This window comes from Streptomyces sp. NPDC058751, from assembly GCF_042746485.1.
Lineage (GTDB): Bacteria > Actinomycetota > Actinomycetes > Streptomycetales > Streptomycetaceae > Streptomyces.
Window position 1 is genome coordinate 17,164 of record NZ_JBHYPZ010000002.1, and the last position, 12,704, is coordinate 29,867.

The 12,704-nt window shown below is 72.7% G+C and carries 16 protein-coding genes; 7 read left to right on the forward strand and 9 right to left on the reverse strand.

Features of this window, described 5'->3' with window-relative positions; translation table 11 throughout:
* Positions 1-70: 70 nt before the first annotated feature.
* Positions 71-784 carry an SDR family oxidoreductase gene (locus tag ACFW6B_RS02265; protein WP_386591406.1) on the reverse strand — a complete coding sequence of 238 codons (714 nt, stop codon included), beginning with the start codon at positions 782-784 and terminating at the stop codon, positions 71-73.
* A 111-nt stretch (positions 785-895) separates the two neighbouring features.
* Here ACFW6B_RS02265 and ACFW6B_RS02270 point away from each other — a divergent pair, with 111 nt between their 5' ends.
* Positions 896-1,723: a helix-turn-helix domain-containing protein gene (locus ACFW6B_RS02270; RefSeq protein WP_386591706.1), complete on the forward strand. Its 828-nt coding sequence runs from the start codon at positions 896-898 to the stop codon at positions 1,721-1,723.
* Between the two features lie 50 nt (positions 1,724-1,773).
* Here the strand turns inward: ACFW6B_RS02270 and ACFW6B_RS02275 are convergent, their stop codons facing one another.
* On the reverse strand, positions 1,774-2,736 hold the full coding sequence (locus tag ACFW6B_RS02275) for a GlxA family transcriptional regulator (RefSeq protein WP_386591407.1): 963 nt from the start codon (positions 2,734-2,736) through the stop codon (positions 1,774-1,776).
* 146 nt (positions 2,737-2,882) lie between these two features.
* On the opposite strand from ACFW6B_RS02275, the gene ACFW6B_RS02280 reads away from it, so the two are divergent.
* Together ACFW6B_RS02280 and ACFW6B_RS02285 are read left to right on the forward strand one after the other, a co-directional pair.
* Positions 2,883-3,779, forward strand: coding sequence for an NAD-dependent epimerase/dehydratase family protein (locus tag ACFW6B_RS02280; protein WP_386591408.1), 897 nt, complete (start codon positions 2,883-2,885; stop codon positions 3,777-3,779).
* A 337-nt stretch (positions 3,780-4,116) separates the two neighbouring features.
* Positions 4,117-4,857, forward strand: coding sequence for an alpha/beta fold hydrolase (locus ACFW6B_RS02285; RefSeq protein WP_386591409.1), 741 nt, complete (start codon positions 4,117-4,119; stop codon positions 4,855-4,857).
* Positions 4,858-4,951: 94 nt separating this feature from the next.
* On the opposite strand, the gene ACFW6B_RS02290 is transcribed toward ACFW6B_RS02285, so the two are convergent.
* Both ACFW6B_RS02290 and ACFW6B_RS02295 read right to left on the reverse strand, forming a co-directional pair.
* On the reverse strand, positions 4,952-5,716 hold the full coding sequence (locus tag ACFW6B_RS02290; RefSeq protein ID WP_386591410.1) for an SAM-dependent methyltransferase: 765 nt from the start codon (positions 5,714-5,716) through the stop codon (positions 4,952-4,954).
* Between the two features lie 57 nt (positions 5,717-5,773).
* Positions 5,774-5,920 carry a hypothetical protein gene (locus ACFW6B_RS02295; RefSeq protein ID WP_386591411.1) on the reverse strand — a complete coding sequence of 49 codons (147 nt, stop codon included), beginning with the start codon at positions 5,918-5,920 and terminating at the stop codon, positions 5,774-5,776.
* A 51-nt stretch (positions 5,921-5,971) separates the two neighbouring features.
* Between ACFW6B_RS02295 and ACFW6B_RS02300 the strand changes: the two genes are divergently transcribed.
* The gene (locus ACFW6B_RS02300) at positions 5,972-7,372 is read left to right on the forward strand and encodes an SMI1/KNR4 family protein (RefSeq protein ID WP_386591412.1); all 1,401 of its coding nucleotides are present in this window, start codon (positions 5,972-5,974) and stop codon (positions 7,370-7,372) included.
* A 106-nt stretch (positions 7,373-7,478) separates the two neighbouring features.
* Here ACFW6B_RS02300 and ACFW6B_RS02305 read toward each other — a convergent pair whose 3' ends face one another.
* The 3 genes from ACFW6B_RS02305 to ACFW6B_RS02315 all read right to left on the reverse strand — a co-directional run bounded on the left by ACFW6B_RS02305 (position 7,479) and on the right by ACFW6B_RS02315 (position 8,970).
* Entirely contained in the window at positions 7,479-7,991 is a 513-nt protein-coding gene (locus ACFW6B_RS02305) for a GNAT family N-acetyltransferase (protein ID WP_386591413.1), read from the reverse strand.
* Between the two features lie 107 nt (positions 7,992-8,098).
* The gene (locus ACFW6B_RS02310) at positions 8,099-8,548 is read right to left on the reverse strand and encodes a hypothetical protein (protein WP_386591414.1); all 450 of its coding nucleotides are present in this window, start codon (positions 8,546-8,548) and stop codon (positions 8,099-8,101) included.
* A gap of 59 nt (positions 8,549-8,607) precedes the next feature.
* Entirely contained in the window at positions 8,608-8,970 is a 363-nt protein-coding gene (locus ACFW6B_RS02315) for a MazG-like family protein (protein ID WP_386591415.1), read from the reverse strand.
* A gap of 170 nt (positions 8,971-9,140) precedes the next feature.
* Between ACFW6B_RS02315 and ACFW6B_RS02320 the strand changes: the two genes are divergently transcribed.
* Both ACFW6B_RS02320 and ACFW6B_RS02325 read left to right on the forward strand, forming a co-directional pair.
* Positions 9,141-9,533: a hypothetical protein gene (locus ACFW6B_RS02320; protein ID WP_386591417.1), complete on the forward strand. Its 393-nt coding sequence runs from the start codon at positions 9,141-9,143 to the stop codon at positions 9,531-9,533.
* A 217-nt stretch (positions 9,534-9,750) separates the two neighbouring features.
* Positions 9,751-10,779: a DUF6215 domain-containing protein gene (locus ACFW6B_RS02325; RefSeq protein ID WP_386591418.1), complete on the forward strand. Its 1,029-nt coding sequence runs from the start codon at positions 9,751-9,753 to the stop codon at positions 10,777-10,779.
* A 79-nt stretch (positions 10,780-10,858) separates the two neighbouring features.
* Here the strand turns inward: ACFW6B_RS02325 and ACFW6B_RS02330 are convergent, their stop codons facing one another.
* Entirely contained in the window at positions 10,859-11,242 is a 384-nt protein-coding gene (locus tag ACFW6B_RS02330; protein WP_386591419.1) for a winged helix-turn-helix transcriptional regulator, read from the reverse strand.
* A gap of 94 nt (positions 11,243-11,336) precedes the next feature.
* Between ACFW6B_RS02330 and ACFW6B_RS02335 the strand changes: the two genes are divergently transcribed.
* Positions 11,337-11,990, forward strand: coding sequence for an NADPH-dependent F420 reductase (locus tag ACFW6B_RS02335; protein WP_386591420.1), 654 nt, complete (start codon positions 11,337-11,339; stop codon positions 11,988-11,990).
* A 58-nt stretch (positions 11,991-12,048) separates the two neighbouring features.
* On the opposite strand, the gene ACFW6B_RS02340 is transcribed toward ACFW6B_RS02335, so the two are convergent.
* Positions 12,049-12,597, reverse strand: a complete 549-nt coding sequence (locus tag ACFW6B_RS02340) for a vitamin K epoxide reductase family protein (protein ID WP_386591421.1) — start codon at positions 12,595-12,597, stop codon at positions 12,049-12,051.
* Positions 12,598-12,704 lie beyond the last annotated feature (107 nt).

The window sequence follows — 12,704 nt, forward strand, 5'->3', positions numbered from 1 at the left end:
GGAGCGGTGCCGATTCGGTGCCCTGCGCGGCGCCCGCGCCCGGCAGGCGCCCGCCGGGTCCGGTGCCGGATCAGGTCACGCGGTGTCCTCCGTCGACGTGCAGCACCGTTCCGGTGATGAACCCGTTGCGCATCACCGAGAGGAACGCCTGCGCGATGTCGTCGGGAGTGCCGACACGGCGGGCCGGGAGCCTCGCGGCCAGCTCGGCGAAGGCCGTCTCCTTGTCCATGCCGAGCTGGTCCCAGAGGGAAGTGTCCACCCAGCCCGGGGAGATCACGTTCACGCGCACGGGCGCCAGTTCGACCGCCAGCCCGTACGCCAGCGACGCGAGCGCGCCGTTGGCCGCGGCCATGATGGTGTTCGACCCGTTGGGCCGGTAGGCGTTGATGCCCGAGGTGTAGGTGATCGAGCCGGTGACGCGCCCGGCCGCGTGCTTGGCGACCAGCCAGGCACCGATCAGCTTGGTGTCCACCACCGCCCGCGCGGCCGCGGTGGCCACGCCGGCGGTCCGGCCGTACACACCGGTCGCGTCCGCGGCGGTGACCACCACGTGGTCCACCCGCTCCACCCGGGCGAACAGTTCGGCGACGTCCTCCTCCCGCCCCAGGTCGGCGGCGACCGTACGGATCCTCCCGCCCCCGGGACGTTCCAGTTCCGCCCGTGCCGTCGCGAGCCGGTCCGCGGACCGGCCGACGATCGTCACGTCCGTGTTCTCGGCCAGCAGGGTCCGGGCCAGAGCGAGGCCCATGCCGGAGCCGCCGCCGATGATGATCGTTTCTGTCATGGTCCGAGACTGTGCGGCCGTGCCCGTTCCAGGAAGGCCGCGCGGTTCCTGGGTGTGACACGGCCACCCGGGACCGGGCCGACCGGTGGCAGACTTCACGCCGTGAACACGATGGCCCAGTTCCTACGGATCCGACGCGGGCGGATCGGCCCGGCCGACGTCGGGCTGCCCACCGGTCCGGGCATCCGGCGCACACCCGGGCTGCGCCGCGAGGAACTGGCCGCGCTGGCCGGCGTGAGCGTGGACTACTACATCCGGATCGAGCAGGGACGGGAGACCGCGCCCAGCGACGCGGTACTGGACGCACTGGCCCGTGCCCTGCGGCTCACCGCGGACGAGCACGCCCACCTCCTCGGCCTCGCCGACCATGTCGCCGGACGGACACCACGCCGCAGGCCGGCCGGCCCGCGACCGCCCGGCCCCGGCCTGCTGCTGCTCCTGGAATCGGTCCGGCCCAGCCCCGCGTACGTGCTCGACGAGGTCAACGACGTGCTGGCCGCGAACCCGGAGGGACTCGCCCTGATGGCGGGGCTCGGCGACTGGCCCTCCGGGCAGCGGAACACGATCCGGTACACCTTCCTGCACCCGGCCGCGCGGACCCTCTTCGCCGACTGGGAACGGGTGGCCCGCAACTGCGTCGCGCACCTGCGCACCGCCGAACTGACCGCCCCGGGGCGGACCGCGGCGCTGGTCGCCGAACTGGCGGCGGCCAGCGGTGAGTTCGCCGCCCTGTGGCGCAGGCACGAGGTGTGGGTCAAGCGGGCCGGCCGGACCGCGTTCCACCACCCGGTGATCGGGTCGGTCACCCTCGCCAACGACGTACTCAGCCCCGTCGGCGACGACCCGCGCGTCCTGATCTACCAGGCCCCGCCCCATACCCCCGAGCACGACGCCCTGGTCCTGCTGTCCATGACCACCCAGGACGTGGGAACCCCGTGAACCCGTGCCCGAAGGGCGAAGGGGGCACCGGCCGTTCTTCACCCCAGGGGTCACCGGCCGTTCTTCACCCCCGGGCGGTGGGTGAAGGCACCCCGGTAGGCGGCCGGGGTCATGCCGATCTGGCGGCTCATGTGCTGTCGGAGCGACTCGCCGGAGCCGAGGCCGCTGCGGCGGGCCACGTGGTCGACGGTGAGATCGGTGGTCTCCAGCAGTTCGCGGGCCCGCAGCAGCCGCTGCTGGAGCAGCCACCGGAACGGGGTCACACCGGTCTCGGCCGTGAAGCGGCGGGTCAGGGTCCGCACACTGACCTTCGCCCGACCGGCCAGGTCGTCCAGCGAGATGGGCCGGTCCAGGTTCCGCAGCGCCCAGAGGCGGGCCGCGTCCAGTGAGGAATCTGTCGTGACCGGCAGTGGGGTCCGCACGAACTGTGCCTGCCCGCCCTGGCGCACCGGGGTGACGACCGCCGCGCGGGCCGCCGTGTTGGCGACGGCCGCGCCGTAGTCGGAGGCGATCAGGTGCAGGCACAGGTCGATCCCGGCGGCCGAGCCGGCGCCGGTGACGATCCGTCCGTCCTGCGCGAACAGCCGGTCGGCGTCCACGCGTACGGCGGGGAAGGCACGCCGCAGTTCCTCGGCGAGAGCCCAGTGGGTGGTGGCGACACGGCCGTCGAGGAGCCCGGCCCGAGCGAGGACGAAGGCGCCGCTGCAGATCGAGGCGACGCGCTTGCCCCCGGCCGCCGCCTCCCGCAGGGCGTCCAGCACGGCCGGCTCCGCGTCGTACCGGCCGGAGGTCGAGGGAACGATCACCGTGTCCGCCGCCGCGATCGCCCGGAGGCCGTGCCGGATCACCACATCGATCCCACCGGACGCGGCGACCGTACCGGGCACGGCGGTGCACACCGTCACCTCGTAGCAGGGGCGTCCGTCGATTTCGGCCGCGCCGAGCAGCGTCGACGGCATGGACAGGTCGAAGGGCTTCACCGCCGGGACGGCCAGGACGGCGACACGATGCATGGCTGGATCCTTGGACTTCGTGGCAGTCAGGCCACTGACCCTACCTCGCGGCCGTACGGCACAGTCGGGAGAGCGGACGGGCCCCCGCGCACCACGTTTCCCCTTCGGGGAAGCGGTCCACACGGCGAAAGGACGGAGACAGCACGATGGCTGGAGCAGTCGTCATCGGGGCCGGCGCGACCGGGACCGCGACCGCCAGACAACTGGCCGAGAGCGGCGGACGGATCCGCCTCATCACCCGCAGCGGCAGCGGCCCCGAACACCCCGGCATCGAACGGATCGCCCTGGACGCCGGTCGCACGGGGGAGTTGGCCGAGGCGCTGTCCGGTGCGACCACGGTCTTCAACGCCGCCATGACCCCGTATCAGACCTGGCCGGAGACCATGCCGCCGTTGTTCACGTCGATCCTCGCCGCGACCGAGCGGGCCGGGGCCGACTACGTGATGCTCGGCAACCACTACGGCTACCGGCAGACCGCCGGGCCGCTCACCGAGCGCACCCCGATGGCCCCGGCCACGCGAAAGGGCCGGGTGCGGGCCCGGTTGTGGCAGCAGGCCAGGGACGCGCACGACGAGGGGAGGCTGCGGGTCACCGAAGTACGGGCCGGACAGTACCTGGGCCCGGGCGCGGTGTCGGCGTTCACGCTGCTGGTCGCGCCCCGGGTCCGTGACGGCGAACTGGCCCTCGTCCACGGCGATCCCGACGCGGCGCACTCGTTCTCGTACACCGAGGACGTCGCGGCGGCGCTCGTCGCCGTCAGCGGCGACGAGCGGTCCTGGGGGCGGGGCTGGCACGCCCCGGTCATCACCACGACGTTGCGCCGGGCCGCGACCGAACTCGCCGAGCTGCACGGCGCGCCCGAACCGCGGTTGGAGCCCCTCACCGAACGGGACCTGGCGCTGCTGTCCTTCGCCGACCCCCTGTGGCGGGAGTTCGCCGAGATGAACTACATGACCGAGCGCCCGTTCCTCGTGGACGACAGCGACATCCGCGACACCTTCGGGCTCAAGTCCTCGACGCTCAGGGAGGCACTGACGGATTGATCCCGCGGGGTCGGCCCGTCTTGCCGAACGCGCCCGCCCCGGAGCCAGTCCTCGGCATGGTCCATCGCGTAGAGCAGCAGGGCCGGCCCGGGCAGCAGCGACGCGGCGACGGCTATCACGGCAGTGGATCCTTCCGGTCGGTGACACCGGGGCGGGGTACCCGTCCTGCCGCTTTCCATCGGCCCTCGTGTGTGAAGGTCCGGTGACCGCCGGAGCGCCGGCGGATCGCCGGAGGACCCTCCGTCCGGGGCCGCGCGCCGAAAGCGGCTGGAATCTCCCCCAGAGGGAGGTCCTACGGTCCTGACAACCGCACGCGATGTTTCGAAAGAGGTCTGTCATGACGACGTTTCTGCTGGTTCCGGGGCTTTTCATGGGTGGCTGGGCCTGGGACGCGGTGGCCGCCGAACTGACCGCGCGAGGGCACCGCGCGCTCCCCGTCACCTTGCCCGGCACGGCCGAGCGGGCGGGGAAGGACCCCTCGGGGGTCGGGCTGGGCGAGCACACCGAGGCCGTGGCGGCGCTGCTCGGTGCGGAGGGCCCGGGGGTCGTGCTGGTGGCGCACAGCTACGGGATCTTCCCCGCCCTCGCGGCGGCCGACCGGTGTCCCGGACAGGTCGCCCGCGTGGTGTTCGTGGACACCGGCTTCCCGGAGTCCGGTGAGTCGCTGGTGGCACAGATGCCGCAGCTCGGCCTGCTGGAACGTGCCCTCGACGGCGTCGTCCCGGTGCCCGAGGAGATCCCGGCGGTGCACGCCGTCCCGCCGACGGAGCTGGAGCGCTACCACCGGCTGGCCACCCCGCAGCCGGTCCGCACCCTCACCGAGCCGGTCGAACTGACCGGTGCCTGGCGCGAACTCCCGACCACCGGGGTGTTCTGCCTCGCGAACGGCCTCAGCATCGAGTTCGCGCGCACGCTGCACGGCACCGGCCTGCCACGGTTCGCCAAACTCGCCGAGCCCGGCGTCACCTTCTTCGAGCTGGCCACCGGCCACTACCCGATGCTGTCCGCCCCGGTGGAGCTGGCCGACGTCCTGACCAGCGCGGCGGCCGGCGGGGGAGTCGGCCTGTACGAGGAGTGACCGTTTCGCGCAGGGCGTCCCCGGCGGCGGCCCCCGAGGCGATTGGGGCCGCTGGCGGGCGTCCTGGCCGACACCGGGAGGGAGTGAGACCCGATCAGTTCTTACGTGCCGTCACCAGGGCGAAGGAGAGGAACTTCCCCGCGTCCTCGGTGAGCATGTCGATGACGGGCTGGTTCGCGCTCCGGCCGTCCGGATGGTGCTCGGCCCCCGCCCGCGCCCACAGCAGCCAGTCCCGCCAGGCGTCCTGCTGCAGCCGCGCGGACGTGACCTCCACCAGTTCGGTGATGTCCCACTGGAAGCGCCACCAGTCCGCGGTGTGCCAGGCGATCGCCTCCCAGCCGACCACCTTCTTGATGTGGGGCGGGACCGCCCCGAGTTCACGGACCTCCCGCGTCATGGCGGGTGTCGCCATGCCGAGTTGTCCGCCGGGCCGGAGGAAGCGCACCAGGTAGGGCAGGTAGCTGTCCGCCGTACCGAAGTACTCGAACGCGTCTATGCTCACGACGGCGTCGAAGTCCGCCTCCTCGAACGGCAGGGCGTGCGCCTCCGCCCGTACCGCCCGCACCCGGTCACCGACACCCGCCTCCGCGAAGACGGCCGCCGCGTCCTCGGGAGCGATCCACCAGTCGGCCGCGACCACCTCCACGCCGTACTCGCGGGCCAGGAACACCGATGTGGCACCCTTGCCGGATCCGAGGTCGAGCACCCGCATCCCCGGGCGCAGATCGAGGTTCCGGGCCAGGTCCTCCAGCAGCCACAACGGGTTGGGCCCCATGTCGAGGCCGAGCAGCCAGGCGGGGTCGTAGCGGGAGGAGCGCGGATAGCGGTCGGGACGTACGAGGTCGTTCAAAGCGGTCACGGGCACGAACCCAAGCCGATCGCCGCCCGGGGCGCAACGGAATTTCCTGACCGGCCGTCACGCCGGCCTCTGCACACCGACACCGACACCGACACCGACACCGACACCGACACCGACACCGACACCGACACCGGCGACGACACCGGCGACGGCACCGGTGGCGGCACCGGTGGCGAAGAGCCTGTCGCGCTCGACCGTCCACACCGGCGGAGGCCGGCGACACCGGATGTCAGTGGCTCCCCGTACGGTCCGGGCATGGTTGATCAGGATCCGTCCACGGCATCGATACACGACTTCGCGACCTGGGAGCCCGTGCTGCGGCTCCTGCTGGACGCCGACGAGGGGAGGAGCGCCGGCCGCCCCGTCCGTGTGGCGGGACGTATCGGCAGGGGCGGCTGGAGTCTCGCCCTGAAGCGGCGGATGCCGCCGCCGGGCCGCGCCACTCTGGTGGAGGACATGCAGGAGGAGTTCGACGCCGTGCAGCGGGTGCAGAGCGCCCTCGCGGACGCCGGGACCGACGACGTCTCGTTCACGGCGGAGATCCGGCCGGCCGGAGACACCACGCTCCGCCTCCTCGCGCCAAGCCCGGCCGTGGAACCCGGCATCGGCACCCCGCACCCGGGAGCCCTCGTCCTGGTCGAAGGATCCCTCCCCGAGCCCTGGCGCCGTCTCCCCGATCCCGCGCCCGGAGCGGTCCCGGCCCCCTCGGCCGACCCGGCGCTGCTGGAGCGGACGCTGCGCGAGCGGCTGCCGCACGCCATCGGTGCAACGGAGGAGGAGATCGCCGCGGCCGAGGCGCGCCTCGGGGTCGCGCTGCCCGACGAGCTCAAGGCGCTCTACCGGGTGACACGGTCACGGTGGGAGGACCTGGGCGACGACTACGAGGCGGCGGAACGCGCGTCCTCGGCGGTCGGCTGCGAACTGTTCGACCTCGACGGCCTGTACGTCGCCGACGCGGCGTCCCGCCGCTTCCGCTGGAGGTTCGGGGCGACGGAGGCGGTCGTCACCCCGCCCGACGCCAGGGTGCAGGGACTCGTCGGCTCACCCGGGTGGATCGCCTTCGGCGACAACGGCGGCGGAGACCGGCTGGCCGTCGATCTGACACCGGGCCCCCGCGGGCACAGGGGACAGGTCATCATGCTCTCCCACGAGGAGGACACCGGCGCGGAGCTCGTCGCCGACTCGCTCACCGACATGGTGCTGGGCCGGCTCGCCACGGAGTCCGGCAGCCCCCGGGTGGGGCCACCGGTCGTGGCCAGGGTCAACATCGCGCACCTGGAGAGCGTCCGGGCCGCCGCCCACCCGGACCTGGAAGTCCTGTCCCTCGGCGTGTGCAACGGCGCGCGGTTCGGTCTGGCCCCCGTCATCGGTCTGCCCCGCCTGCGCACCCTCACCGCCTACCCCGGCACGCTGGCCGACCCCTTGGAGATCACCGGGCTCAAGGGGCTGGAGTTCCTGGAGCTCGGTGCCGAGGAATGGCGCGTCCTGCTCGACGCCGGAGCCGTCCCGCGCAGTCTGTCGGCCGCCGCCATCGTGGTGCACGGGAACCAGGACCCCCTGCCCGTCGTGGACATCGCGAACGAGATCCTGGCCCTCTGGGACCGCCCCCTGATCATCCGGACCGTCCTGGAAGGAGACCTCGGCCCCCGGGAGTAACCGTCATCGAGAACCACGGCCGCCGTCGCCGCCCAGGAGCCGGCGCGGTCGCGGCGAGGTGTGTGGGGGCCGGTCACCTGTATGGCCGGGGCGGTGCCGACGGCGGTCAGCGCACCACCTCGTCGGCCAGGAGGTCCATCAGAAGCCCGTCGTGCCAACTGCCGTCCGCGCCGCGCTCGTACCGCCGCATGATGCCGACCGGGCGGAAGCCGACCTTGGCGTAGCAGCGGATCGCCGCGGCGTTGTCGGCCGCCGGGTCGATGACCAGGCGGTGATGGCCGTGGACGTCGACGAGGTGGCGGGCGAGCGTCCGTACGGCGTCGGTGCCCAGGCCCCCGCCGTGCACCGCGGGATCGAGGAAGAGGTCGATTCCGGCGTGCCGGTAGTCCGGCTCCTCCTCGGCGTACCACTGGATCATGCCGATGATCCGACCGTGGTGCTCCACCGTCAGGCACCGGGTGCCGGTGTCCCGCAGATCGGCCGCGACCTCCGCCTCGAGATCGTCCCCGCCCCGCCACCGCGCGCGTACTTCGGGCGTGGCCCGGATGGCGGCCAGGGCGGGCACGTCGTCCGGGACGGCGGGCCGGAGGGCGACGAGAGCGCCGTGCAGCACGGTCATGGTCCACGACCCTAGCGGCACCGGCGTGGAAGCGGCGCGCCGCGAGGCCGGGATCCGGTACGCACCCGCCGTGCCGCCCTCGTCCGTCGACCCGCGCGGCGTCGGTCCTACTCGGATCGGCGGCGGACCGCCGAGAGGAGGCGCCGCATGCCGACCACGTGTCCGCGCGTCCCTATGACGAGCGTTCGGTAGACGGTGCCGGACGGGCCGGGGAAGACCGCCCTGCTCTCGGCCCGCAGCCGTGATCGCCCCGGAGCGACGTGTTCCAGACGGAAGATCAGGGCGTAGGACGAGAACCGGTGGCTCCCCTGGAGCACCAGTTCCCGCCCCGGGACCGCGGCGGCCACCCGCCAACCGGGAAACGTCGAGCCCTCGGCGGGAGGCCGCGGCCCGGACGCCGTCCGGTCGGCGCATCCCACCAGCCTCGCGTAGCCGCCCCATCCGCGGCCCGAGAAGGCCCGGTCCAGTGTCTCGGCCAGACCGCGCCAGACGTCGGCGCTCTCCGCCTCGATGACCGTCGTGTGCTCATCGAGGTACGGCAACGAAGCGACCTGCATCAAAGCCTCCGTGACGTTCGCCCGGCGGCGTGCCGGCCGAGGGCACCGCCTGCCGTCGTTCATGCCCGTTCCGTCGGGCCGGGGACCACCGTGGGGGCCGGGGGGAGGAACTTCGCCGACTTGGCGGCCAGATGCCGGGCGAGGTACTCCGCGGGGCCGTCCGGGCGCATGCGGGCCAGGGCGATCAGGGCCGTGATGGCCACATCCGCGATCTCCGCGTGGGCGTCGTCCCACGGCACGGTTCCTTTGCGGGGGTTGGTGCCGCGGGCTCCGATGACCGCTTGGGACGCTTCTCCGGTCTCCTCCGCGATCTTGAGGACTTGCAGGGTCCACTGTTCCTCCGGGGCCAGGCCGAGCCCGGTGTCGTGTTCTTCGAAGTAGCGGGCGAGCTGACCGATGGTGTCCCAGACGTCGGCGTTCACGGTTCGGTGTCTCCTTGAGGGGGTTCGAGGCGTATGGCTCAACGAGGCCGACGGGCCTTCGAGCGCACGTTTTTCGGACGTGTTCGGATCCGCCCGGCGACGGGGACGCGGAGTGTCCGGAGGGGAACCCGCCAGGAGCGACGGCACGGGAGGTGGCTAGAGTCGGCCGCATGGCAGCACCAGTGCTTCAAGCGGTCGAGGCGGACGGGACGACCTGGGACGACCCGTCCGAGGAACAACTGCACGACCTGTTGGCCGACATGAGCCTCACGTGGCGCTTCGTCGTCGTGAAGCGGCTCGACGCGGAACCCGCCGGCCAGCACTACATGCAGGTGTACCTCAACGACGACCTGAGCTATCAGGTGGAATACCGCGGGGGAGGGCCGGACAGGCACTTCCAGGCATGGGCGCCCCGCGGGCCCGGCGTCTTCGCCGTGGAACCCGTGGCCGAGGTGCTTCAGGGCTGGGCCTGCGGGCGGCCCGGTTGGCGTGAGGCCCTTTCCTGGGTCCCGTGGTCGTTCACGGAGTCGTGCGCCCGCCACCACCCTCTCGCGGACGGCTGAGACCAGGACGGCCGCTTCGTGACGGACGGCCGGTTCATGACGGACGGCCGGTTCGTCCGAGCCGACGGTGGTCGTGCCGGTCATCACCCCGCCGTCGTCCCGGCAACGGGTCCCGGGACCGCCGGATCGGGGGCTTTCGCCCCGGAGGGCCCCGTACGAGCCCGGAATTGTGGCTTCCGTCATGGCGGATGTGATCTTGTGCTGATGGGATCGCCGGATGCTCGGTTTCCTCCTCCGTCTCCTGCCGTTCTGGGTCCGCGAGCCCCTGCTCATCGTGGTCGGATCCGTTTTCGGCGTGCGCATCATGTATCTCTCCGTGATCGAGCGCAGTTGGTTCGCGGCCGGTATCGGCACGGTGTTCCTCGTGTTCACCGCGGTACGTGTGCACACGGTGCGCCAGGCCCTGCGCGCCCGCCGGAACCCGGGTCCGGCGGTCTCCGCGGACGGGGCTGCGGCCGATGCCGCCGCCCGGCCCCAGGCGCAGCCCCAGACTCAGGCCCACGCCCAGGCCGGAACCGGCCCGCGTCCCGCACCGCGCACTCCGGAGAAGGACCACAACGCATGGGGCCAGGCCGTCGCGGCCGTGGCCCTGTTCGGGGCACTCGCCGCCGCGCTGTGGCTGGGCCCGCGCTTCCTGCCGTCCGACGACAACACCCCGGAGCCCGTGTCGTGTTCGGACGCGACACATGAGGAGCTGCCGAAGGCCTACCGGCGGACGCCCCGGCCCGTGACCGGTGAGGAGCTGTGCGAAGCGCTCAACCGGCAGGACCTGGCCGAGCTCCTCGAAACGCCCGGGGAGACGGTGACCACCGTCTCCAGCAGCAACAACACCGCTGCCCTGACCGACGGGAAGGTCGCCCAGCCGGAGGCCGAGGTCGGGCTCGACACGTACACCGTGAACGTCTCGGTCACCTACAACGAGCTGTCGACCCGTCAGTACGTGAAGCTGATGAAGTTCGGTGACGAGCAGGACGTCAGGACGCTGAAGGTCCTCGGCCGTCCCGCGGTCCTCTCCTCGGACCACACCATGAGCATCCAGATCGACCTCGGGAGCGGCGCGTCCGGCGGACCGGTCGGACAAGGCCCCCTGGCCAGGACGCTGTCCGTGGCCCTGGACCGTGACGACCGGGGCGGCTACTGCGAGATCTCCGTGTGGAGCACGTCCGGAGCCCTCCCGGGGGACGAGGCTCTCCTCGGCATCGCCGAGAAGGTGCTCCCGAAGATCTCCGAACGGACTGCCCGGTGACGTCGCCGACGGCGTCGAGGACCGGGAGCGGATGACCGGGGGCGCGTACGGACGTACGGCCCCGGCCACGACCGCACGCTCACCCGGCCGCCGCCCGGCCGCGGGCGCGAGCTCCGTGGTGCTCCTGCGCGGCGAGGACCTGGTCCGCGTGATCGACCGCCCACCGGCCGAGGGCGGCCAGCGGGCCCTCGGCGAGACTGCGGCCCAGTTCCGACAGCTCGTACGCCACGGAGCGGTCGGCCGGTGAAGTGATCCGCGTGATGAGGCCGTTGGCGCGCAGACGGTGAAGCGCCTGGGTCAGGACCTTGTCGCTGACGCCCGCGATGTCGCTCAGCAGGTCGATCCGGCGACGCCTGCCCGCTCGCAGCGCCACCAGCACCACGGGGTCCCAGGTATGGGCGATCAGGTCGGTGGCCAGGCGCACCGCGCAGTCGGCGGCGAAGGGCGAACAGTGGTCGGTCACGCGTCCCTTCCTACCGGATCCGGGCCCACCGATCGGTAGGCCCGACGTTCCTAACGTAGTCGGACGTCAGGGCTTCGAGGAACGGGAGAGAGACGTGCGTATCGGAATTCTGGGCACCGGCGTGATGGCCGCCGCACTGGCGGAGGCGTGGACACGACGGGGACACCGTGTGCTCGTCGGGGGTCGTTCACAGGACAAGGCCCGGGCGATCGCCGAACGGCTCGGCGAGGCGGTCGAGGCGGCGGTGCCCGTGCGGGTGGCCAGGGAGAGCGACGCCGTGGTCGTCGCGGTGGCGTGGGAGGGGGTCGACCAGGCGCTCGCCCTCGCCGGGGCGGACCAGGGGTCGCTGGCGGGCAAGACGGTGATCGACTGCACCAACGCGGTCGACTACACCTCCGGTCTGCTCAAGCCCTCCACAGGATCGGCGGCGCAGCGCATCGCCGAGCGGGCCGTGGGCAGCCACGTGGTCAAGGCGTTGCACCTGTACGCGGGGACGAGCTGGCTGGCACCGGCGCCTCCGGGGCGGCCCGAGCGGACCGTGGCCATGTGCGGGGACGACGAGACGGCGCTCGGCGTCGCCGCCGGGCTGGTCCGCGACCTCGGCGGCACGCCCGCCGTGACGGGCGGACTGGAGCACGCCCGGCAGCTCGAGGGCGTGGCGGGCTTCGTCATGCGGCTGGTCGCGACGGGCCACAACCCCGTCACCGCCGTGCCTGCCGTGCCCGCCGTCGACCGGACACGGGACTGAGGACGGGGAACCGCGCACGGCTGCCGGGCCCCGGCCAGGACCGGGCCCCGGCAGCGGATCAGAACAGGCTGCTCCAGTACGTCCAGAAGCGGGTGAGGACGAGCAGCCCGATCACCCCGTACCAAGCGCCCAGCAGCATCCAGTGCGTGTCCCGGAGGACGGTCAGTACCGGGCGCGGCGCGGGCAGGGCTCCCTGTTCCAGACAGTGCAGGGTGACGTACCAGAACAGCGCGATGGTGGAGACCCACACGACGGCGCAGTAGGGGCAGATCTTGTCGAGTTCGTAGAGCGACTGCACGATCAGCCAGTGGACGAACACCACCCCGGTGAACGCCCCGGCGCCCAGCGCCAGCCAGAGTCCGCGGTGCAGTCGCGCGCCGGTGAGGACGGCGGCACCGAGGGCGGCCACGGCCGCGAAGGCGGCCACTCCGAGAAGCATGTTGGGGAAGCCGAACACGCTTCCCTGCGAGCTGGACATGACGCTGCCGCAGCTCACGACGGGGCTGATGTCGCACGGGGGCGTGTACGCCGGGTCGCGGAGCAGGCGCCAGTCGTCCACGGCCAGTTGGAGGGAGGCGAGCCAGCCGGCGATTCCGGTGAGGAGCATCACCAGCCCGGTCCGCCGGCCGGGGGCCGCGGGGGGGGGCCCCCCCCCCGCCAGGGCGGGGGCGCCCCCCCTCGCCCCGCCCAGGCACAACGGTGCAGCACCGGCTG

What these genes read in the sequence shown, in the direction of transcription:
- ACFW6B_RS02265 (WP_386591406.1), bottom strand. Translation starts at nt 784, where the DNA reads ATGACAGAAACGATCATCATCGGCGGCGGCTCCGGCATGGGCCTCGCT.
- ACFW6B_RS02270 (WP_386591706.1), top strand. Translation starts at nt 896, where the DNA reads ATGGCCCAGTTCCTACGGATCCGACGCGGGCGGATCGGCCCGGCCGAC.
- ACFW6B_RS02275 (WP_386591407.1), bottom strand. Translation starts at nt 2,736, where the DNA reads ATGCATCGTGTCGCCGTCCTGGCCGTCCCGGCGGTGAAGCCCTTCGAC.
- ACFW6B_RS02280 (WP_386591408.1), top strand. Translation starts at nt 2,883, where the DNA reads ATGGCTGGAGCAGTCGTCATCGGGGCCGGCGCGACCGGGACCGCGACC.
- ACFW6B_RS02285 (WP_386591409.1), top strand. Translation starts at nt 4,117, where the DNA reads ATGACGACGTTTCTGCTGGTTCCGGGGCTTTTCATGGGTGGCTGGGCC.
- ACFW6B_RS02300 (WP_386591412.1), top strand. Translation starts at nt 5,972, where the DNA reads ATGGTTGATCAGGATCCGTCCACGGCATCGATACACGACTTCGCGACC.
- ACFW6B_RS02305 (WP_386591413.1), bottom strand. Translation starts at nt 7,991, where the DNA reads ATGACCGTGCTGCACGGCGCTCTCGTCGCCCTCCGGCCCGCCGTCCCG.
- ACFW6B_RS02310 (WP_386591414.1), bottom strand. Translation starts at nt 8,548, where the DNA reads ATGCAGGTCGCTTCGTTGCCGTACCTCGATGAGCACACGACGGTCATC.
- ACFW6B_RS02320 (WP_386591417.1), top strand. Translation starts at nt 9,141, where the DNA reads ATGGCAGCACCAGTGCTTCAAGCGGTCGAGGCGGACGGGACGACCTGG.
- ACFW6B_RS02325 (WP_386591418.1), top strand. Translation starts at nt 9,751, where the DNA reads ATGCTCGGTTTCCTCCTCCGTCTCCTGCCGTTCTGGGTCCGCGAGCCC.
- ACFW6B_RS02340 (WP_386591421.1), bottom strand. Translation starts at nt 12,597, where the DNA reads ATGCTCCTCACCGGAATCGCCGGCTGGCTCGCCTCCCTCCAACTGGCC.